Here is a 21,584-nt window from a genome sequence, read left to right as displayed (position 1 = left end):
TTTCTTCGTCCTCTCACCAGCGCCCTCACGGCCGCTGAAAACATCGAGGCAAATCACGTGTCCTCTACACTTCCGGTCACCCATGCATCCGCCCGTTCTGCGGGGCGTGGCGACACCATGAACCCATCTCCTGCACCCCGTTCGCGCCTCTCCGGCGCGGTTGTGGATCGTCTTTTCGGCTGGGCTGCCCGTGGCGCCGCGTTGCTCACGCTGGCCCTGCTGATCGGCATCCTCGGCTCGCTCATCGTCGGCGCCTGGCCCGCCATCGAAAAATATGGCCTGACCTTCCTGGTCCGCAGCGTCTGGGATCCGGTCCAGAACGACTACGGCGGCCTGGTCATGATCTACGGCACGCTGGCCACCTCCTTCATCGCACTGCTGATCGCCGTGCCTGTCAGCTTCGGCATCGCGCTGTTCCTGACCGAGCTTTCACCGTCGTGGCTGAAGCGTCCGCTGGGCACCGCCATCGAATTGCTGGCCGCGGTGCCTTCCATCGTCTACGGCATGTGGGGCCTGATGGTGTTCGGTCCCATCCTGGCGACCTATGTGCAGCAGCCGCTGCAGAAGATGTTCCACGGCGTTCCGCTGCTGGGCACCTTCGTGTCGGGCCCGCCGGTCGGTATCGGCATCCTGTCGGCCGGCATCATCCTCGCGATCATGATCATTCCGTTCATCGCATCGGTGATGCGCGACGTGTTCGAGGTCACGCCGCCGCTGCTCAAGGAATCGGCCTACGGCCTGGGTTCCACCACCTGGGAAGTCGTCTTCAAGGTGGTGCTGCCCTTCACCAAGACCGGGGTGCTGGGCGGCATCATGCTGGGCCTTGGTCGTGCGCTGGGTGAAACCATGGCGGTCACCTTCGTCATCGGCAACATGAACCAGCTGAATTCGCTGTCGGTCTTCGAGGCCGCCAACAGCATCACATCGGCACTGGCCAACGAATTCGCCGAGGCCGGCGAAGGCCTGCACCAGGCTTCTCTGATCTACCTCGGTCTGGTGCTGTTCTTCATCACATTCGTGGTGCTGTCATGCTCCAAGCTGCTGCTGGCCCGCCTGAAGAAAAACGAGGGAGCCAAGTCATGAACACCGCAACGTCTACCGGTCAGCGCCTCATCAACGCCGCCGAACTGGCAGAAGCGCGCCGCGTGCGTTTCGCCGCCCGCAAGCGGGTCAACACGGTCGCCCTGGCGCTGTCGCTGGCCGCCATGGCTTTCGGTGTGTTCTGGCTGGTGTGGATCCTCTGGGAAACCCTGCGCCTCGGCCTGGGCGGTCTCAGCTACACGCTGTTCACCGAATCGACACCGCCACCGAACGAGGCCGGCGGCCTTGCCAACGCCATCTTCGGTTCGTTCGTCATGGTGTCCCTGGCCACTTTCGTCGGTACGCCCATCGGCGTCATGGCCGGCGTGTACCTGGCGGAATACGACCCCCGCGGCTGGCTGGCTTCGGTGACCCGGTTCGTCAACGACATCCTGCTGTCCGCGCCGTCCATCGTCATCGGCCTGTTCGTCTATGCGGTGATCGTGTCGCGCTTCAAGAGCTACTCGGCCTATGCCGGCATCGTGGCGCTGGCGCTGATCGTGATCCCGGTGGTCATCCGTACCACCGAGAACATGCTGATGCTGGTGCCCTCTGGCCTGCGTGAAGCAGCCTACGCCCTGGGCACTCCCAAATGGAAGGTGATCACCACCATCACGCTGCGTGCGGCCCGTGCGGGTGTCATCACCGGCGTGCTGCTGGCGGTGGCCCGCATCGCCGGCGAAACCGCTCCGCTGCTGTTCACCGCGCTGAGCAACCAGTTCTGGAACGCCGACCTGGGCAAGCCCATGGCCAGCCTGCCGGTGACGATCTTCAAGTTCGCGATGAGCCCCTACGAGAACTGGCAACAACTGGCCTGGGCCGGTGTGTTCCTGATCACGGTGGCGGTGCTCGGCCTCAATATCCTCGCCCGCGTCCTGACGCGGCAAAAGTAAGAAACAAGGTTAAAGACATGGCTGCTGCAACCCTTTCTCCCCCGCCGGTCCGCGCCCAGGGTGCCAAGACCGTGAACGCGTCCAAGATCTCGGTCAAGGACCTCAACTTCTACTACGGCAAGTTCCACGCCCTGAAGGGCATCAACCTAGAAATCCCGGAAAAGAAGGTCACCGCCTTCATCGGCCCGTCGGGCTGCGGCAAGTCGACGCTGCTGCGCACCTTCAACCGCATGTTCGAGCTCTATCCGGAGCAGCGCGCCGAAGGCCAGATCATCCTGGACGGAGAGAACCTGCTGACCTCCAAGCAGGACGTGGCGCTGATCCGCGCCAAGGTCGGCATGGTGTTCCAGAAACCCACGCCGTTCCCGATGTCGATCCGCGACAACATCGCGTTCGGAGTGAAGCTGTTCGAAAACCTCAACGCCACCGACATGGACGAGCGGGTCGAGTGGGCATTGCGCAAGGCCGCCCTGTGGACCGAGGTGAAGGACAAGCTGAACCAGAGCGGTTCGGGACTCTCCGGCGGCCAGCAGCAACGCCTGTGCATCGCACGCGGCATCGCCATCAAGCCAGAGGTGCTGCTGCTCGACGAACCTTGCTCGGCGCTGGACCCGATTTCGACCGCCAAGGTCGAAGAACTGATCGCCGAGCTGAAGAACGACTACACGGTTGTCATCGTCACCCATAACATGCAGCAGGCGGCCCGTTGCAGCGACTACACCGCCTACATGTACCTGGGCGATCTGGTCGAGTTCGGCGAGACCGAACAGATGTTCTTCAAGCCGCAGCGCAAAGAGACAGAAGACTACATCACCGGCCGTTTCGGCTGATCAGGAGACCGCCATGCCAGACAAACACCTTTCCACGCAGTTCGACAGCGAACTCAACGGCGTCTCATCCCGTGTGATGGAACTCGGTGGCCTGGTCGAAAGCCAGATCCGCCAGGCGATCTACGCGCTGTCGGCCTTCAGCACCGAAGTCGCCGACCAGGTGGTGGAAACCGAGATTCGCGTGAACGCGATGGAAATCCAGATCGACCACGAACTGTCATCGATCATCGCCCGCCGCCAGCCGACCGCCCGCGACCTGCGCCTGCTGATCGCCATTTCCAAGACCACCGCCAACCTGGAAAGGGTGGGCGACGAGGCCAACAAGATCGCGCGCATGGCCAAGTCGATCATCGAAAGCGGCTCGGCCCGCACGCTGCCGTCGTCCGACCTGCGGGTGGCTGCCGACCTCGCATCCGGCCTGCTGCGCAAGGCGCTCGACGCCTTCGCGCGCCTCGATGTCAACGCTGCCGTGACCATCCTGAAAGAAGACGACCTGATCGACAAGGAGTTCGACGGTTTCGTGCGCAAGCTGGTCACCTACATGATGGAAGACCCGCGCACCATTTCCGCCAGCCTGGACCTGCTGTTCCTGGCCAAGGCCATCGAGCGCATCGGCGACCACGCCAAGAACATCGCCGAATTCATCATCTACATCGTGAAGGGCACCGACGTGCGCCACACATCGATGCAGGCGATCGAATCGGCCATTCAATGATCCAAGCCTTATGAAGAAACTGCCCCTGGTGCTGATCGTCGAAGATGAGTCGGCGATCGCCGAACTCATTGCCGTCAATCTGCGCCACAACGGCTTCCAGCCGGTCTGGGCCGAAGACGGCGAAGCTGCCCAGCGCGAGCTGGATGCCGTGCTGCCCGACGTCATCCTGCTCGACTGGATGCTCCCGGGCACCAGCGGCCTGATGCTGGCCCGCAAGTGGCGGGCCGACGCCCGCACCAAGGCCGTCCCCATCCTCATGCTGACCGCCCGCGGCGACGAACCCGACAAGGTCGCAGGCCTCGACGCCGGGGCCGACGACTACGTCACCAAGCCTTTTTCGACCCAGGAACTGCTGGCCCGCATCCGTGCGGTGCTGCGCCGCCGTGCGCCTGAGCAGCTGGCCGATACGGTGTCGCTGGGTGCGCTGGTGCTGGATGCCGCCACGCATCGCGTGAGCTTCGACGGCAATCCGCTGAAGGTGGCTCCGACCGAATTCAAGCTGCTGCACTACCTCATGCGCCACGCCGAACGGGTGCACAGCCGCACCCAGTTGCTCGACAAGGTGTGGGGCGACCACGTTTTTATCGAGGAACGTACCGTCGACGTGCATGTGAAGCGCCTGCGCGAAGCCCTTGGCGCCGCAGGCACCATGGTCGAGACGGTGCGCGGCGCGGGTTATCGCGCAACCGCACAGCCAGCGGTCGTCCACACCCAGGCCGCCGCGCAGTGAGGCCTGTCTCGGCATGATCGCGCGGGTCTTGATGTTCGCCTTCTGGCAGTTGCTGGGGGCAGGGCTGGGCTTTTTTTCGGCGATGCGCGGTGTGCAGGAACCTTCCGCCATGCGGGTGCTGCTGCACGTGATGTGCGGCGCCGTCCTGGCGAGCTGGGTGGCCTTTGCCTGGGACCTGCGCCGTGCGCAGCGCCTGCTCGGCTGGCTGCGCGAAGGCGCCGTGGCAGCAGTTGCTCCGGTGCTGCACGGCGTCTGGGGCGAGGTGGTCGACCGCTCGCGCCGGCGCGCACGTGAATCGGAACGCACGCTGGAGCAAAGCCAGGCGCGGCTCGACGACATCCTCTCGGCGCTGCAGGCATCGCCCAACGGCGTGGTGCTGCTCGACGCGCAAGGACACATCGAGTGGTGCAACCAGACGGCGACCGAACACTTCGGTATCGAACCGCAGCGCGACCTGATGCAGTCCATCGGCAATCTGGTGCGCGACCCGGCTTTCGTCACCTACTGGGCCGGCGCAGACTTCGCGGCCGGCATCACCATGCCGGGCACGCGCAGCAGCGCGACGCGGCCGGTCAGGTTGTCGGTGCACCTGCATCGTTATGGCGAGGGCCGCACCATGATCCTGTCGCGCGACGTCACCGCGGTCGAGCAGGCAGAGGCCATGCGGCGCGATTTCGTGGCCAACGTCTCGCACGAAATCCGGACGCCGCTCACCGTGCTGTCGGGATTTGTCGAAACCCTGCAGACGCTGCCGCTGGAGCCCGCCGAACGTTCCCACTACCTCAACCTGATGTCCCAGCAGGCCAGCCGCATGCAGGGCGTGGTGAGCGATCTGCTCACGCTGTCGCGCCTCGAAGGCAGCCCGCCGCCCGGCCGTTCCGAGGGCATGCAGGTCAAGCTGCTGATGTCGCAGTGCGAGCAGGAAGGCCAGGCCCTGTCGACGGTGCTGGGGCGCAAACACACATTGGTTTTTCCGGACATGGAAAGCCTGGCGGGTGTGTCTCTGCTGGGTGCCCAGCAGGAATTGCGCAGCGCGCTTTCGAACCTGGTCGGCAACGCCATCCGCTACACGCCGGCCGGCGGCACCATACGCGTCACCTTCACCGTGCTGGATGGGCAGGACCCGGCGCGCGGTGCGGTGGGCGAGGGAGAATTCGCGGTGACCGATACCGGCCCCGGCATCGCCTCCGAACACATTCCTCGCCTGACCGAACGTTTCTACCGGGTGGACCGCAGCCGTTCACGCGAAACCGGCGGCACCGGACTGGGCCTGGCCATCGTCAAGCATGTGATGCAACGGCACGGCGGCCGGCTGCGCATCGTCAGCCGACCGGGTTCGGGTTCGACCTTCTCGCTGGTTTTTCCGGTGAGCCGGCTGCGCAGCGATGCGTCGGTCGCCGCGGTCGACTGAAGTTCAGGTGCGACGCCTGAGCGTCAGCACCAGCATCACCGAAAAGGCCGCGGCAGTCAGCCAGAGCGCGCTGCCGCCGGCCAGCCAGAAGGCCTGCGGCGAGCGCCACGGTTCGCCGAACCAGCCGCGGTAGGCCAGGGCGTATCCGCCGCCCAGGCCTACGCCCCACAACATCAGCGCGTACACCATGAAGGTCGACACGGTGATGTTCCAGCAACGCAGCACGAAGGCACAAAAGCACTGGATGGCGTCGCCGAGATGGAAGAAAGCCACCCAGCCCAACAGGCTCGCCGCCAGCGCCGCGACGGCTGTGTTGCTGCTGTACAGCGCCGCGATATGGCCGCGGGCCAGCACCACGGCTGTCGCCATCACCAGCGCCAGGCACGCCGTGGTGCGGATGCCGGTGGCGACCGCATGGCGTGCCTGCGCGGGATTGCCGGTGCCCAGCCAGTAGCCCACACGCGCGCTGGTGGCGATCGCCATCGACAAGGGAACCATGTAGAGCATGCCGACCATGCTGGCGGCGATCTGGTGGGCGGCGGTGGGCACGGTGCCTTGCCGGGCGATGAACAGCGCCATCAGGGTCAGCGATGTCACGTCGACCAGATAGGACAGACCTGCGGGCACACCCAGTCGCGCAAAGGCGATCAGCGTCGGGCCGTGCGGTGCCTCGGGCCGGCGCCACAAGGCATGGGGCCGGTACAGGGGCTGCCAGCGCAGCAATATCAGCGACACCAGCGCCATCATGGCGTAGACCACCAGCGTGGCCCATGCGCAGCCCACCGCGCCCCATCCCCCGACGGGCCCCCAGCCAAGGGCCAGCAGGGCCGACAGCGGCACCTTGACCGCCAGCGACCCCACCTGCAGCCAGGTCACCAGCACCGGTTTGCCCAGGCTCTGGTTCAGCGTGCCGTAGATGCGGAACAGCAGCGCGAAGGGCAGGGCGCAGGCCAGCACCGACAGGTAGTCGCCCACTTCGGCACGCATGGCGTCGGGAACCTCGACCCACCGCAGCAACGGGCCCGGGGCCAACAACAGGGCCACCCCCAGCATGGACGCAATTACCCATAGATAGAGCGACTGCCGCACCGAGCGGCCGAGCGCTTGCGGATCGTTGGCACCGTGCAATTTCGCCCAGGCCGGCAGCAGCGACTGGAACACGCCGGTCAGGGCGACGTAGATGCTGATGTAGACCGCCGACCCCACCGACAGCGCGGCCAGCGAAGCGTCCGAATGCCGTCCGGCGACGATGGTGTCGGTCAGCCCGAAGGCCATCACCGCCAGCTGGCCGGCCAGCACGGTCAATGCATGGCGCGCGATGGCGCGGAATTCGCCGGCAACCCGCGCCGGATGAGCTTCGGCCATGGCGCCTAGCGCCCCGCCGTGCGGCGATAGAGACCGACGGTGTCCTTGCGGTCGGCAGGCCGTGCCACCAGGGCCACCGGGGTCCAGCCGGCGTCGACCATCGACTTGCGTTGGGCTGCCGTCGGCTCTGGGCCGTCGACATCGACCAGCGCCCAGCGGCAGTGCGGTGTCACCGTATACATCGGCAGCATGCGCAGCTTGCCGTGGTATTGGAAGGCGGCGATCTGTGCGCGACTGAATCCCTGGAATTCGACGCAGTCCTGCGTGCCGGTGATGGCCACCACACGTTCCACCTGGGGGGCGAAGCTGCGGGCGTAGTCGAGCAATGGCAGCCACAGGGTCATCAGCAGCAACCAGCCCAGGCCGGCACCGCCGGCCGGCAGCACCATGCTTTTCCAGAGTGCGTGTCGCTGCCGGCCCGCGCGCCACGCCACCAGAGTGCCCCAGGCCACGGTCGCGATCAAGGCAACCACCAGCGCGATGGGTGAGAAGGTCGACACGAACCCCGGCGCCAGCTTGAGTACGTTGGCCGCAGGCTGGCGGGGCCAGCCGGTCTGCATGGCGATGTAGATCACCCAGATGACGATGGCGCCGCCGGTGAAGAACAGCAGGGTGAACCAGTCGATCAGTGCCGCCACGCCGCGGCTGAGTGTCGGCAGCGAAAACACCGCGAGTGCGGCCAGCGCGGGCAGGCCCAGCAGCAGTGCGCGGTCGGCTGGCTGGGTACTGACGGTGGCTGCGATGGTGATGATGGTGAAACCGATCGGCAGCAGCAGATGGCGATGCAGCGTGCTGCCCAGCCATTGCCTGCGCCAGCGCCACAGAGTCAGCAGGGCTAGCGGCCAGCAGGGCCAGGTAAACCACAGCAACAGCCGGCCCATGCTGCGCCAGCTGCCGGTCTCGTAGGGCACCAGCCGCCATTCCCAGAGATCGAGCGCCCACGCAAGGGCCGCCGCAAGCAACGTGATGGCGCCGGTCACCACGGCGTTGCGTCGCATCAGGACGGCTTCGTCTACGGCGATGGCGAGCGGGTCTCCCGGCTTGCCCGCGCGGGATTCGAACAGGCTCAGCAATGTTCCGCCACCGCCGAACATCACGGCGAGGGCGGGCGCTCCCGAAAGCACCAGCCCGCTGAGGCCGGCCGCCAGGAAGGTGGCGGTCAGCACGGGCCGCCACGGTGCGCCTGCCAGTGCCAGGAAGGTCAGCGTCGAAAATGCCAGCTGGGTGAGATAGGCCGTGCCTTCATGTGCAAGCTGCGCCAGGCCCAGGCAGGCCATCAGCGCCAGAAGACCGCCGTCGGCGATGGCTCGGCCGTAGTCCTTGGGCAGTGCTTCGCCACCGAACGCGAAAGCCACCGGCTGCGCGCGCGGGTTGCGGGCCAGTGCGTAGATGGCGTACCAGGTGGCTGCCAGCGTCATGGCGAGCAAAAAACCGAAAGGCACGCGGGCCGCGAAGTCGGGCGGCACCCAGGCCGGCGCCAGCTTCAGCGCCCACGCGCCCAGCCAGTAGGGCAGTAGGCCATCGGTTTCGGGTTCGAAACCGCCAAGCTTGGGGTCGAGCCAACCGGTGTGGCCGTGCGCCAGTTCGAGCATGTAGCCGAAGGCGCTGATGTCCGCGTTCTTCCAGGGGCCGCGGCCGACGAACCCGGCCAACACCCAGACGATGCAGAAAGCCAGCAACAGGGGGCGGGGAAGGCGCCGGACGGCACTCTGCGCGACGATGGCGGGAGACGGAAGGTTCACGCGAAAGAGTGTGTCATATCCGCAGGTTGCGAATCAAAGGCGGCGCGACCCCTTTACGAGCCGTGGACGAACGCGAGGAGCATAAAAAAAGCGCGGACCGGCCGCGCTTTTTTTGATCATGGCCCGAGGCCTGATCAGGGGACTCAAGCCGAAGGAGCAGCAGGAGCGGCAGCAGCGGTGGTCTTGCCGAAACGGTTGCGGAAGCGCTCGACGCGGCCGCCCATGTTGTCGACCGACTTCTGGGTGCCGGTGTAGAAGGGGTGCGATTCGCTGGACGTGTCCAGCTTGAACAGCGGCAGTTCGCGGCCGTCGTCGGTGGTGCCCGTTTCGCGGGTGTTCACGCACGAGCGCGTGACAAACTTGAAACCGTTGGACAGATCAACAAACAGCACTTCGCGGTAGTTGGGGTGAATGCCTTCTTTCATGGCCGAATTCCTTTTGGGTTCTGCTGCAGTAGCCACTCCGCACCTGTTGCGCAGCACTTTCTGCCGAATAGCCTTCGATTATCACACGTTGCGCCCAGGTTTGGCAAAGGCACAAAAAAGCCGGGCAGAACCCGGCTTGCCGATGCGCGCCCGAAGACGCCGTGGCGGCTCAGCCGCCGCGACGCATCATGTCGAAGAAATCGACGTTCGTCTTCGTCGCGCGCATGTTCTTGATCATGAGTTCCATCGACTCGATCTCGTCCATGTTGTACATGAACTGTCGCAGGATCCGGGTCTTCTGCAGGATTTCGGGGGCCAGCAGCAGTTCTTCGCGGCGGGTGCCGGACTTGTTGAGTTCGATCGCCGGGAACACGCGCTTTTCATAGAGGCGGCGGTTCAGGTGGATTTCGCTGTTGCCGGTGCCCTTGAATTCTTCGAAGATCACTTCGTCCATGCGGCTGCCGGTGTCGACCAGCGCGGTGGCGATGATGGTCAGCGAGCCGCCTTCCTCGACCTTGCGGGCCGCGCCGAAGAAACGTTTGGGACGCTGCAGGGCATTGGAATCGACACCGCCCGACAACACCTTGCCGGACGAGGGCACGACGTTGTTATAGGCGCGGGCCAAGCGGGTGATGGAATCCAGAAGAATGACCACGTCCTTCTTCAGTTCGACCAGGCGCTTGGCGCGCTCGATGACCATTTCGGCCACGTGCACGTGGCGGGCAGCAGGTTCGTCGAAGGTGGAAGCGATGATCTCGCCCTTCACCGTGCGCTGCATTTCGGTCACTTCTTCAGGCCGCTCGTCCACCAGCAGCACCATCAGGTGCACGTCGGGATTGTTGGCGGTGATGGCGTGGGCGATGTGCTGCATCATCATCGTCTTGCCGCTCTTGGGCGGCGCCACGATCAGGGCGCGCTGGCCTCGGCCGATGGGCGCGATGATGTCGATGATGCGGCCGGTGATGTTCTCTTCGCCCTTCATGTCCCGCTCGAGCTTCATCTGCTCCTTGGGGAACAAGGGCGTCAGGTTCTCGAACATGACCTTGTGTTTGTTGTTCTCGGCTGGACTGCCGTTGACGATGTCGAGCTTGGTCAGTGCGAAATAACGCTCGCCATCCTTGGGCGTGCGCACTTCACCTTCGATCATGTCGCCGGTGTGCAGGTTGAAACGACGCACCTGGCTGGGCGAGATGTAGATGTCGTCGGTGCTGGCGGTAAAGCTGGTGTCGGGGCTGCGCAGGAAACCGAAGCCGTCGGGCAGGATTTCGAGGACGCCGTCGGCGAAGATCTGTTCGCCGGCCTTTGCACGCTTCTTGATGATCGCGAACATGAGCTCTTGCTTGCGCATGCGCCCGGTGTTTTCGATTTCGAGGTCGTCGGCCTGCTTGAGGACCTCCGACACGTGCAGTGCCTTGAGTTCGTTAAGGTGCATGTGAAGACTCCGCGAGGAGTGTCATGTGAAGACTCCGCATACGGAGTGTCAGATGCGATTCTGTCGGGGGGATTTCGGCGGGTGCAAGGTGATGCTTGCGAAGCCGGGAGGCATGTCGGGCGGCATGTTTGATGCTGGCCGACCGAAACTGATTATGACAGCAAAAAAGGCGAGGTTCGTAACGAAGCGGACGATGGTCGAAGTGCGTCCGGCCCCATGTTGAAAACAGCCGCCGACCCCTTGCGGGCGCGGCGGCTGTTGTCGGTCGTCAGGCGGCCAGTTGTTCGTCGATGAAGGCGGTCAGTTGCGCCTTGCTCAGGGCGCCGACCTTGGTGGCGGCCAGCTGGCCGCCCTTGAACAGCATCAGGGTGGGAATGCCGCGAATGCCGAACTTGGCAGGGATGTCGCGGTTCTCGTCGACGTTCATCTTGGCGATCTGCAGCTTGTCCTTGTAGCTGGCCGAGACCTCGTCCAGGATCGGCGCGATCATCTTGCAGGGGCCGCACCACTCGGCCCAGTAGTCGACCAGAACCGGCTTGTCGGCCTGCAGCACGTCGGATTCGAAAGAGGCGTCGGAAATATGTTTGATGAGGTCGCTTGCCATGGTCAAGGTCCTTGTTGGGGAGGGAGGTACCGCTGAAGTGGCGGCCATTGTGACAGAAGGCAAGGGGCACCGCAGGGCCGAGGAATGCTATGGGCCGCATAGGCAAAACCGACTTTTGGAGCCCCGCCGCCGGTCGTTGGCACAAGGTCTTGCAGCCACGCCTCAGAATACGGCCCCCGCCGCCGCAACCGCGATGCGCCGGGCTTTTCCTACCTTGACGACCGCATGACCGACTCCGCCACTTCCGCCGCCCCGCCCGCCGACACCCGCCTTCCTGTGATCGTGATCGGTGCCGGCCCGGCCGGCCTCATGGCTGCCGAAACCCTGGCCGCCGCAGGCGTTGCCGTAGAGGTCTACGACCGCATGCCGTCCGTCGGACGCAAGTTCCTGCTGGCCGGCAAGGGCGGCCTCAACCTGACCCATTCAGAGCCGGCAGACATCTTTGCCAGCCGTTATGCCGACCGCCGCGCGCAGGTCGAGCCACTGCTGCGGCGTTTCGATGCCCAGGCGGTGCGCGACTGGGCCGAAGACCTGGGCATCGACACCTTCGTCGGCACTTCCGGCCGGGTGTTCCCCGCCGACATGAAGTCAGCGCCGCTACTGCGGGCGTGGCTCCAGCGGCTGCGTGCGGCCGGTGTCGTCTTTCACATGCGCCATCACTGGCTGGGTTTTGGCGAAACGCGGGCCGACGGTGCCCGCACCTTGCGTTTTGCCGCGGCCGACGGCATCGAAAAGCAGCTGCCGGCCCGCGCGGTGGTGCTGGCCCTCGGCGGCGCCAGCTGGTCACGCCTGGGCTCGGACGGCGCCTGGGTCGAACCGCTGCGGCAGGAGTCGGTGACGGTGGCGCCGCTGCTGCCGTCCAACTGCGGTTTCGACGTCGACGGCTGGACGCCGTTCTTCGTGGAGAAATTCGCCGGCCAGCCCTTCAAGTCGGTCGCCATCACTTTCCGCGAATTTTCTCGGCGCGGCGAATTCGTCGCCACCACGACCGGTGTCGAAGGCAGCCTGGTCTACGCCGCATCGGCAATGCTGCGCGACACCATCGCCCGCGACGGCAGCGCCACTTTCCTGCTCGACCTGCTGCCCGATTTCAGTGCCGAGAAGGTGCTGGCGGCGGTCCGGCATCCGCGCGGATCGCGTTCGCTTTCGAGCCACCTGAAAAGCCGGCTGGGCCTGGACGGCATCAAGTCCGCGCTGTTGCACGAACTGCTCGACAAATCGGTCCTCGCCGATGCCGCTGCGCTGGCCGCCGCCATCAAGGCGTTACCCATCGTGCTGAAGGCGACCCGTCCGATCGACGAGGCCATCAGCACCGCCGGCGGCGTGGCTTTCGGCGGCATGGACGCGGGGCTGATGCTCGCGTCCATGCCGGGCGTCTTCTGCGCCGGCGAAATGCTCGACTGGGAAGCCCCGACCGGCGGATATTTGCTCAATGCCTGCATGGCCAGCGGCAAGGTGGCGGGCGAGGGTGCGCGCGACTGGGCGCTGCAGAAAACCGCACAAATCGTCTAGCCGCCGTGGGTGGCTGCGCATTAGGCTGGCCGTTTCCAGCCCGGCCAGCCCACACCCATGACCCTCGATTCCCGCGCACCGACGCCCGCTGCGTCTTCCGGCAGCTTCGGCCCCTTGCGCCAGCCGGTGTTCGCCGTCCTCTGGGCCGCCACGCTGATGGGCAATATCGGCAGTTTCATGCGCGACGTGGCCAGCTCCTGGATGGTCACCGAATTGTCGCCCAGCCCCACGGCCGTGGCGCTGATCCAGACGGCGGCCAGCCTGCCGGCCTTTCTGCTGGCGATTCCCGCCGGTGTGCTGTCGGACATCCTCGACCGTCGTCGCCTGCTGATCGCAATGCAGGTGATGCTGGCCTGCGTCAGCGGAACGCTGCTGGTGATGGCACGCAACAACGCGCTGACGGTGGAATGGCTGATCGCGCTGACCTTCATCGGCGGCATCGGCGGTGCGCTGATGGCACCGACCTGGCAGTCCATCGTGCCCGAGCTGGTGCCCCGGCCGGACCTGAAGAACGCCGTCACGCTCAACTCGCTCGGCGTCAACATCGCGCGCGCGGTGGGACCGGCAGCCGGCGGTCTGCTCCTGGCCAGCTTCGGCGCTTCGGTGGCCTATGGCGCCGATGCGCTGAGTTATGTCTTCGTGATCGGTGCGCTGCTGTGGTGGCGGCGCGCGGCGACGGTCGACACGGGTTTGTCCGAGACCTTCTTCGGCGCCTTCCGCGCCGGCATCCGCTACGCACGTTCCAGCCGCGACCTGCATCTGGTGCTGCTCAGGGCCGCGGTGTTCTTCCTCTTCGCCAGCGCGGCCTGGGCCTTGCTGCCGCTGGTGGCGCGTCGGCTGCTGGGCGGCGACGCAGGTTTCTACGGGCTGATGCTGGGCGGCGTCGGCACCGGGGCCATCCTGGGTGCGGTGCTGCTGCCGCGCCTGCGTGCACGGACGGGCTCGGACGGGCTGGTGCTGCTGGCCGCCGTCCTGACTGCGCTTGTCGTCGGCGTGTTGTCGCTTGCGCCGCCGCGCTGGATCGCGGTGCCGCTGATGTTGCTGCTGGGCGCCGGCTGGATCATCGCGCTGACCACCTTCAGCGGCGTTGCACAGTCGGTGCTGCCCAATTGGGTACGCGGCCGGGGACTGGCCATCTACCTGATGGTTTTCAACGGAGCCATGGCTGCCGGCAGCCTGGGCTGGGGCCTGGTGGCGCAGGCGATGGGCCTGCCCGCCACGTTGCTGCTCGGCGCGGTGGGCATGCTGGCGGCCGGCTGGCTGATGCACCGGGTGCGGCTGCCGGTCGGCGAATCCGACCTGATGCCTTCGAACCACTGGGCCGAGCCGCTGCTCGACCAGCCGGTCGAGCATGACCGCGGCCCGGTGCTGATCCAGATCGAATACCGCATCCGCCAGGCTGACCGGCCGGCCTTCCTGACCGCACTGCGCCGCCTGTCGCAGGAACGCCGGCGCGACGGCGCCTATGCCTGGGGTGTGGTCGAAGACGCCGCCCAGCCGGAGCGGGTGGTGGAATGGTTTCTGGTCGAGTCGTGGGCCGAACATCTGCGACAGCACCAGCGCGTTTCCAGGGCGGATGCCGACCTGCAGCAGGACACCCTGCGCTGGCATGTCGGTCCTGGCATGCCGGTAGTCCAGCATTTCCTGGCGCTGGACCCGGCGCGCCCGTCCGCGCATTGACGACGGGGCCGGCACCGCGCCGGTCCATGCAGTGCACGTTTGTACAAAGCAAGAGGCTTTTCTTCAAGACTTGATACCCGCTTGGGAAGATGCTCAGGGAATACCAGCGGTCTGCACGGCACCCCGCCAGCGCCTGCACACCGGTTTCCATTTCGAACATCCAACGCCTTTTTTCGCCATTCATGAGCAGCCTCGCCCGCCTGGACGACAACCGATTCGAGCCCCGGACGCCATTGGCCGTCGCCGACCCGACGGACCAGCCCGCGCCTGTCGTCTTCGTGGTCGACGACGACGCCTCGATGCGAAGCGCGCTTTGCAGCCTGCTGCGCTCGGTGGCCATCGACTGCAAGACCTTCGACTGCCCGCAGGCCTTTCTGCGCGAACCGGAACCGGCTGGCCCGGCCTGCCTGGTGCTCGACATCCGCCTTCCCGACACCAGCGGTTTCGATGTGCAGCAGGCGTTGCGAGACCGGGGGCGGGCCCTGCCGGTGATTTTCATCACCGGCCATGGGACCATTCCCATGACGGTGCGCGCCATGAAGGCGGGCGCGATGGAGTTCCTGACCAAACCCTTCGTCGAGGCCGAGCTGCTGGGAGCCATCCAGCGGGCGCTGGCCGCCGACCGCGACGCCGGCGTGCAGCGTGACCTGCTGCGGCATTTGGTGAGCTGCTACCAGACCCTCACGCCACGCGAACGCCAGGTGATGGCGCTGGTGGTCGAAGGGCTGCTCAACAAGCAGGCCGCGGCCCGGCTGGGTACCAGCGAGATCACCGTCAAGGTCCATCGCCGCCAGGTCATGGCCAAGATGCAGGCCGACTCGTTGCCCGATCTGGTACGCATGGCCGAGCGCTTGAGGGGCGGCCTGTCGTCGTGAACGACACCGGCAGCCCGCTGCTGCGCGAGACCCTGGGGCGGCCTATGGCCCTGTCGGAATGGCTCGACCAGGGCATCGCCATCACCCGTGCGCTGGGTGAACGCCACAGGCACCACGGCGTGCACCGCGACATCCGGCCCTGCAACATCCTGGTCGATGCACGCGGCCGGGTGTATTTGGCCGGGGCTGGTGCCGCAGGGCCATCGCCCAGGGGTGCGTTGCCCTACCAGTCGCCCGAGCAGGCAGGTCGCATCAACCGGCCGGTCGACGAGCGCAGCGACCTTTATTCCCTCGGTGTCACTCTCTACGAGATGGGCGCCGGTGCGCTGCCGTTCCAGGCCCGCAACACGCTCGAATGGAGCCATTGCCACGTGGCCCGCCAGCCGCCGGCCCTTCACGAACACGCACCCGGACTGCCGCCGGCCGTGTGCAGCATCGTCCACAAGCTGCTGCAGAAATCGGCCGAAGACCGATACCAGACGGCTGCCGGCGTGGAAGCCGACCTGCGGCACTTCGCCATCGAACAGCTGTGTGCCGCCGCCATCGACGATTTCGTTCCGGGCACACGTGACGTGCCAGAACGCCTGCGTCTCGCCGACCAGCTCTACGGCCGCGAAACCGAGACCGCGCGGCTGAAGCAGGCCTATTCCAGGGTGGCCGAATCCGGCAGGTCCGAACTGGCCCTGGTGTCGGGTTATTCGGGCGTGGGCAAGAGCGCCGTGGTGGACGGCCTCAGCCGGGCGGTGCTGGCCGGGCACGGCCTGTTCGCCTCGGGCAAGTTCGAGCAGCACAAAAGTGACATCCCGTATTCGACCGTCGCTCAGGCCTTGCGCGGACTGGTCGAGGGCGTGCTGAGCCAGGCTCCGGAGCCGCTGGCGCAATGGCGCGCCCGGCTGCAGCAGGCACTGGGTGCAAACGGCCAGATCGTCGTACAACTGGTGCCCGAACTTGAACACGCCATCGGCCCGCAGCCGGCGTTGAAGGAGGTGGCGCCTGCCGAGGGCAGCCTGCGTTTCCAGAAGACCGTGCAGGCTTTCCTGGCGGTCTTCGCCAGCGCGCAGAAACCGCTGGTGCTGTTCATCGACGACCTGCAATGGCTCGACAGCGCCACCCTCGAATTGCTGCTGGCGCTGGTCGGCAATCCGGATTTCCGCCATGTGCTGATGGTGGGTGCATACCGGTCGAACGAGGTCGGTCCGCAGCACCCGATGAACTCCATGCTGGCACGCGTGCGGGCCGGCAGCACGCACCTGACCGAGCTTGAACTCGCGCCGCTGGCGTTGCCGCACGTGGAGGCGCTGGTCGCCTTCGCCCTGCGCGACGAACAAGGCCGCAGCGCTGCGCTGGCCGGGCTGATCTGGCAGAAGACGCAGGGCAATCCCTTCTTCGCACGGCAGTTCCTGATGGCGCTGGCCGACGAGAACCTGCTGCATTTCGACCGCGAATCACTGGACTGGCAGTGGGACATGTCGGGCATCCGCCAATGCAACTACAGCGATAACGTGGCGGACCTGATGTCCGAAAAACTGTCGCGCCTGCCGGTCGAGTCCCGGCAGGCGCTGACCCTGTTGGCCAGCCTCGGCGCCAGCGCCGCCGTCAGTTCGTTGCAGCGTGTCGCACAGCGGGCGCCGGCCGAGCTGAATGCCCTGTTCAGGCCGGCCGAACAAGCCGGTCTGGTGACACGCAGTGCGGCCGGCTATCGTTTCATGCACGACCGCATCCAGGAGGCCGCCTATGCCTGGCTGCCGATGTCGCAGCGCGCCGTCATGCACCTCGCCATCGCGCGGCGCCTGCAACTGGGCACGAGTCTGTCCGAGCGCAGCGGGATGGTGTTCGAGCTGGTCAACCAATACGCCCGCATCGGCGGCCTCACGCTGCCCGACACGGAGCGGCGCGCGGTGGCTGCGCTCCACCTGCAGGCCGGCCGCCGTGCGATGACGGAAACCGCTTATGCGGCCGCGCTGTCGTACCTGTCGCAGGGCGAACGGCTGCTGCCTGCCGACGCCTGGACCACCGACCATCGGCTGGCATTCGACCTGTCGCGCGACATGGCGGAATGCGAGTTCCTGGCCGGCTGTCCGGCAGGGGCCGATGCACGTCTGGCGAGCCTGGCGGCGCAGGCCCGGACCCTGGTCGACCGGGCCGGCGTGGCCAGCCTGCAGATCACCGTCTGCCTGGGGCTGGACCAGAGCGCACGCGCCATCGACACCTGCCTGGCGTTTTTGAAGGAAGTCGACACCCCCTGGCCGCTGCACCCCGGCCGCGACGAGGTGAACCGGGAATACGCACTGCTCATGCGGCAGATGGACGGCCGTTCCATCGAGTCCCTGCTCGACCTGCCGCCGATGGTCGACCCGCTGCGCCGCGCAATGCTCGACGTGCTGGCCGCGGTGCTGCCGCCGGCTTTCTTCAGCGACGAGAACCTGGTCTGCCTGGTGCTGTGCCGCATGGCCCGGTTGAGCATCGAATATGGCAACACCGATTCGTCGCCGCTGGCCTATGCCTATCTGGGCATGATGGTCGGGCCGTTCTTCCAGGACTATCCGTCGGCGTCACGCTTCGGCAGGCTGGGGTACGACCTGGTGGAGCAGGGAGTCCATACCCGCTACCGGTCGCGCGTGTACATGTGTTTTGCCTACCATGTGCTGCCCTGGAACCGTCCCCTGCGCGAAGGCCAGCCGCTGCTGCGCCGGGCGTTCGACGTGTCCCGCGAGACCGGCGACGTCACCTACGCCGGCTTCAGTTCCTGCTGCCTGGTCAGCAGCCTGCTGGCATCCGGCGAACCGCTGCAGCGCATCTGGCCCGAATCGCAGGAGCGGCTGGACTTCGTCAGCGCCGCGCGATTCGGGCTGATCGTGGCCATCATCACCTCGCAACAGCGTTTCATGGCCACGCTGATGGGGCGCACCGAACGTTTCGGCTGTTTCGACGACGAGGACTTCGACGAGGTTTCGTTCGAGGCGCAACTCGACGCCAACCGCAGCCTGGACATCGCCGCCTGCTGGTACTGGATCCGCAAGGCGCAGGCGCTTTTCATGTCCGGCGATGCCGGCCCGGCGCTCGCTGCGCTGCAGAAGGCAGAACCGCTGCTGTGGACCACCAAGGGGCACCTGGAGTTCGCGGCCTACCACTTCTATGCCGGGCTGGTCCGCGCGGCCTGCTGCCGCGGTGCGGACGCAGACGAAGGGCTGCAGCACCGCGCGCGGCTCGAAGAACATCGCCAGTGGCTCGACGGCTGGGCCCGCCACTGTCCGGAAAACTTCCGCAGTCGGGCGGCACTGCTCGCCGCCGAAGCGGCCCGCCTGCGTGGTGCGGACATGGCCGCCATGCGTTTCTACGAACTGGCCGTTGTGTCGGCGCGGGAAGGAGGTGTGGTCCATGTCGAGGCACTGGCATTCGAGCTGTCGTCGCAGTTCCATGCATCGCGTGGCCTGGCGTCGGTCGCCGACGCATTGATGCGTTCTGCCCGCGGCTGTTTCCAGCGTTGGGGCGCGTGGGGCAAGGTGCGGCAGCTCGACCGGCTGCATGCCGGGTTGCGCGAGGCGTCCGAACCGGTCGCGGCCGATGATCCGCGCGGGTCAGGTGCCGCCATCGATGTCGAGACCCTGCTGCGTAGCGCACATGCGGTGGCCGCCGAAAAGGGGATCGAGCCCCTGATGCGCCGGCTGATGACACTGGCCCTCGAACACGCCGGGGCCGAACGCGGCCTGCTGGTCATGCCGCGCGGCGAGCAGTTGCGCATCGAGGCGCGTGCCGCCACCAGCGGCCAGGTGGTTCAGGTCGAGCTGAAAAACAGCGAGGCCAGCGCTGCCGAGCTGCCGCTTTCGGTGCTGCATTTCGCCATCCGCACCAAGGCGCCGGTGCTGGTGGACGATGCGCGCCAGCCCGGCCCGTTCGCACAGGATGCCTACATCGCCCGGTCCCAGGCCCGTTCGCTGTTGTGCCTGCCGCTCCTGAAGCAGGGCGAGCTGATCGGGCTGCTGTACCTGGAAAACCGCCTGGCGTCCGGCGTCTTCACGGCCGGTCGCGTGGCCTTGCTGAACCTGCTGGCATCCACCGCGGCGACCTCGATGGAAAACGCATCGCTGGAAGAAAAGGAAGTGCTGCTGCAGGAGGTGCACCACCGGGTGAAGAACAACCTCCAGCTGATCTGCAGCCTGCTCAACCTGCAGGCTTCGCGCATTTGCGACCCGGCAGTGGCCGAGCTGTTCGTCGACAGCCGCAACCGGGTGCGGTCGATGGCGATGGTGCATGAAAACCTGTACCGCGCCGGCAACTTCGCCCGCGTGCCGATGGCCGCCCACATCCGGAAACTGTGCGAGCAGCTGGCCCGGGCCTATGGCGCCGGCGGAGCGGACGAAAGCCGGGTGACGCTGGACTGCGAGGTCGAGGACATCCACCTGGGCTTGAACCGCGCGGTGTCGTGCGGCCTGATCGTCAACGAGCTGGTGTCCAACGCGCTGAAGCACGCCTTCCCGGGCGATCGTCGCGGCCAGGTGCGGGTGACCCTGCAAAACACACCCGAAGGCCGCTGCGTGCTGGGCGTTTCGGACGACGGCGTGGGCCTGCCTGGCCACATCGAACTGGCCGCCGCCGACTCGCTGGGGCTCCAGCTGGTCGACGATCTGAGTGCGCAACTGCATGGCGAAGTCGTAGCCCGGCGCGGTGTCGGCACCACCTTCGTCGTCACCTTCGATGCCGACACCGAATCGGTAGCCGCGCCATGAGTCCGGCCCGCATCCTGGTGGCCGAGGACGACCGTGTCGTCGCCCGCGACCTGCGCCAGCAGCTCACCCGGCTGGGCTACGACGTCGTGGGAATCACCGCCCGCGGAGAAGACGCCTGTGCGCTGGCACTATCGAGCTCGGCCGACCTGGCCTTGCTGGACATCCGCCTGGAAGGCCGCATGGACGGCATCGACGCCGCTCAGGAAATCCGCCTGGCCTGCGACATACCGGTCGTGTTTCTCACCGCCTATGCCGACGACGAGACCCTGCAGCGCGCCCGCCTGACCGAACCGCACGGCTACCTGCTGAAACCTTTCGAGGACTCGCAGTTGCGCACCGCCGTCGAGATGGCGCTCTACCGCCATGCCGCCGACCGCAAGCTGCGCCACAGCGAACGCCGCTACGCGGCGACGCTGGCCAGCATCGGCGACGCGGTGATCTCCACCGACGGCGCGGACTGCATCACCTACATGAACCCGGTCGCCGAAGGCCTCACCGGCTGCCGGTCCGGCCAGGTGCTCGGCCGGCAGCTCGACGAGGTCTACCGGCTGCGCGACGAGGAAACCGGCCTGCCGGTGTCGGGGACCATGTCGGCCGCCGCCCTGCACAGCCTGTTGCTCGAATGCGACCGCCGCGGCCCGGTGCCCATCGAACAATCGGCGTCGCCCATCGTGGACGAGCGTGGCCATGTCACAGGCACGGTGCTGGTTTTCCGCGACCTTTCGCACCGCCGTGCGGTCGACAAGGCATTGAGGGATGCCCAGGCCGAACTGGCCCGGGTTTCGGGCCTGACCACGATGGGTGAACTGGCCGCGTCCATCGCCCACGAGATCAACCAGCCGCTGGCGGCTATCGTCACGAACGCCAGCGCCGGCCTGAACTGGCTGCGCCGGCCGCGGCCCGAATTCGCCGAGATCGAACAGGTACTGGGTGGCATCGTGTCCGACGGCAGCCGGGCCGCCGGTGTCATCCGGAGCCTGCAGGCGCTGGCCCGCAAGTCGGGGCCGGAACTGGCGCGGCTGGACCTGCACGCGACCATCCACGAAGTGGCGGCCCTGATGCGTTCCGAGCTGCAGCGCCACGGCGTGCGGCTGCAGCTTCAGCTGGGGCGTTTCGAGCCGGGCGCGCTGGTGCTGGCCGACCGCATCCAGGTGCAGCAGGTGCTGGTGAACCTGCTGCGCAACGGGATGGAGGCGATCTGCGGGAGCGCCGGCCAGGACCGCCTGCTGACCATCGCCACCGAAACGATGGCGGACGGCCATATCGCCACCAGCGTGACCGACACCGGCGACGGTATCGAAGCGCGGCACATGGGGTGTCTTTTCGACGCCTTCTTCACCACCAAACCCACCGGCATGGGCATGGGGTTGGCGATCTGCCGTTCGATCGTCGAAGCGCACCATGGCCGGCTGTGGGCACAGCCGCAGCCACCGCGCGGCACCCGCATGGTCTTCACCCTGCCGGCCGCTTCCGGCACGACGCACTAGTTTTCCTGCCTCTTTGGAGGGGGGCGCAACGCTGCACGGAGGGAGGCGCTGGAAAAGTGCCCGCTGCCTACGATGA

At 66.5% G+C, this 21,584-nt stretch carries 16 protein-coding genes; 11 read left to right on the top strand and 5 right to left on the bottom strand.

Going from position 1 to position 21,584, the window contains the following annotated elements; all coding sequences use genetic code 11:
* The first annotated feature begins 117 nt into the window (after positions 1-117).
* Genes pstC through phoR form a run of 6 tightly spaced genes read left to right on the top strand, consistent with a single transcriptional unit; the run spans position 118 to position 5,659 of the window.
* A complete protein-coding gene (gene pstC / locus AC3ANW_RS13645) occupies positions 118-1,083 on the top strand; it encodes a phosphate ABC transporter permease subunit PstC (protein ID WP_488345427.1) in 966 nt (321 codons plus the stop codon).
* Entirely contained in the window at positions 1,080-1,973 is an 894-nt protein-coding gene (pstA, locus tag AC3ANW_RS13640) for a phosphate ABC transporter permease PstA (protein WP_488341386.1), read from the top strand. Before pstC ends, pstA begins: the two co-directional genes overlap by 4 nt.
* Positions 1,974-1,990: 17 nt before the next feature.
* Entirely contained in the window at positions 1,991-2,803 is an 813-nt protein-coding gene (pstB, locus tag AC3ANW_RS13635) for a phosphate ABC transporter ATP-binding protein PstB (protein WP_488341385.1), read from the top strand.
* Positions 2,804-2,816: 13 nt separating this feature from the next.
* Positions 2,817-3,518 (top strand): phosphate signaling complex protein PhoU, encoded by a 702-nt coding sequence (phoU, locus tag AC3ANW_RS13630; RefSeq protein ID WP_488341384.1) that lies wholly within the window; start codon positions 2,817-2,819, stop codon positions 3,516-3,518.
* A gap of 10 nt (positions 3,519-3,528) precedes the next feature.
* Entirely contained in the window at positions 3,529-4,248 is a 720-nt protein-coding gene (gene phoB / locus AC3ANW_RS13625; RefSeq protein WP_488341383.1) for a phosphate regulon transcriptional regulator PhoB, read from the top strand.
* A gap of 13 nt (positions 4,249-4,261) precedes the next feature.
* Complete coding sequence (phoR, locus tag AC3ANW_RS13620) at positions 4,262-5,659, top strand: phosphate regulon sensor histidine kinase PhoR (RefSeq protein ID WP_488341382.1); 1,398 nt, start codon at positions 4,262-4,264, stop codon at positions 5,657-5,659.
* Positions 5,660-5,662: 3 nt separating this feature from the next.
* On the opposite strand, the gene AC3ANW_RS13615 is transcribed toward phoR, so the two are convergent.
* The 5 genes from AC3ANW_RS13615 to trxA all read right to left on the bottom strand — a co-directional run bounded on the left by AC3ANW_RS13615 (position 5,663) and on the right by trxA (position 11,227).
* Complete coding sequence (locus AC3ANW_RS13615; protein ID WP_488341381.1) at positions 5,663-7,024, bottom strand: MATE family efflux transporter; 1,362 nt, start codon at positions 7,022-7,024, stop codon at positions 5,663-5,665.
* Between the two features lie 5 nt (positions 7,025-7,029).
* A complete protein-coding gene (locus tag AC3ANW_RS13610) occupies positions 7,030-8,766 on the bottom strand; it encodes a hypothetical protein (RefSeq protein WP_488341380.1) in 1,737 nt (578 codons plus the stop codon).
* A 143-nt stretch (positions 8,767-8,909) separates the two neighbouring features.
* Entirely contained in the window at positions 8,910-9,191 is a 282-nt protein-coding gene (locus tag AC3ANW_RS13605) for a type B 50S ribosomal protein L31 (protein WP_488341379.1), read from the bottom strand.
* A gap of 169 nt (positions 9,192-9,360) precedes the next feature.
* Positions 9,361-10,623, bottom strand: coding sequence for a transcription termination factor Rho (rho, locus tag AC3ANW_RS13600; protein WP_488341378.1), 1,263 nt, complete (start codon positions 10,621-10,623; stop codon positions 9,361-9,363).
* A 268-nt stretch (positions 10,624-10,891) separates the two neighbouring features.
* A complete protein-coding gene (gene trxA / locus AC3ANW_RS13595) occupies positions 10,892-11,227 on the bottom strand; it encodes a thioredoxin TrxA (protein WP_488341377.1) in 336 nt (111 codons plus the stop codon).
* Positions 11,228-11,452: 225 nt separating this feature from the next.
* Here trxA and AC3ANW_RS13590 point away from each other — a divergent pair, with 225 nt between their 5' ends.
* The 5 genes from AC3ANW_RS13590 to AC3ANW_RS13570 all read left to right on the top strand — a co-directional run bounded on the left by AC3ANW_RS13590 (position 11,453) and on the right by AC3ANW_RS13570 (position 21,508).
* On the top strand, positions 11,453-12,739 hold the full coding sequence (locus AC3ANW_RS13590; protein WP_488341376.1) for a TIGR03862 family flavoprotein: 1,287 nt from the start codon (positions 11,453-11,455) through the stop codon (positions 12,737-12,739).
* 57 nt (positions 12,740-12,796) lie between these two features.
* Positions 12,797-14,419 carry an MFS transporter gene (locus AC3ANW_RS13585; protein ID WP_488341375.1) on the top strand — a complete coding sequence of 541 codons (1,623 nt, stop codon included), beginning with the start codon at positions 12,797-12,799 and terminating at the stop codon, positions 14,417-14,419.
* Positions 14,420-14,718: 299 nt separating this feature from the next.
* Complete coding sequence (locus tag AC3ANW_RS13580) at positions 14,719-15,294, top strand: response regulator transcription factor (protein WP_488345426.1); 576 nt, start codon at positions 14,719-14,721, stop codon at positions 15,292-15,294.
* Positions 15,291-20,021, top strand: a complete 4,731-nt coding sequence (locus AC3ANW_RS13575; protein WP_488341374.1) for an AAA family ATPase — start codon at positions 15,291-15,293, stop codon at positions 20,019-20,021. Before AC3ANW_RS13580 ends, AC3ANW_RS13575 begins: the two co-directional genes overlap by 4 nt.
* Positions 20,018-21,508: an ATP-binding protein gene (locus AC3ANW_RS13570; RefSeq protein ID WP_488341373.1), complete on the top strand. Its 1,491-nt coding sequence runs from the start codon at positions 20,018-20,020 to the stop codon at positions 21,506-21,508. The genes AC3ANW_RS13575 and AC3ANW_RS13570 overlap by 4 nt, the downstream gene beginning before the upstream one ends.
* Positions 21,509-21,584 lie beyond the last annotated feature (76 nt).

This window comes from Xylophilus sp. PBN-3R, assembly GCF_057747805.1.
This window is presented reverse-complemented; position numbering and strand designations above follow the sequence as displayed.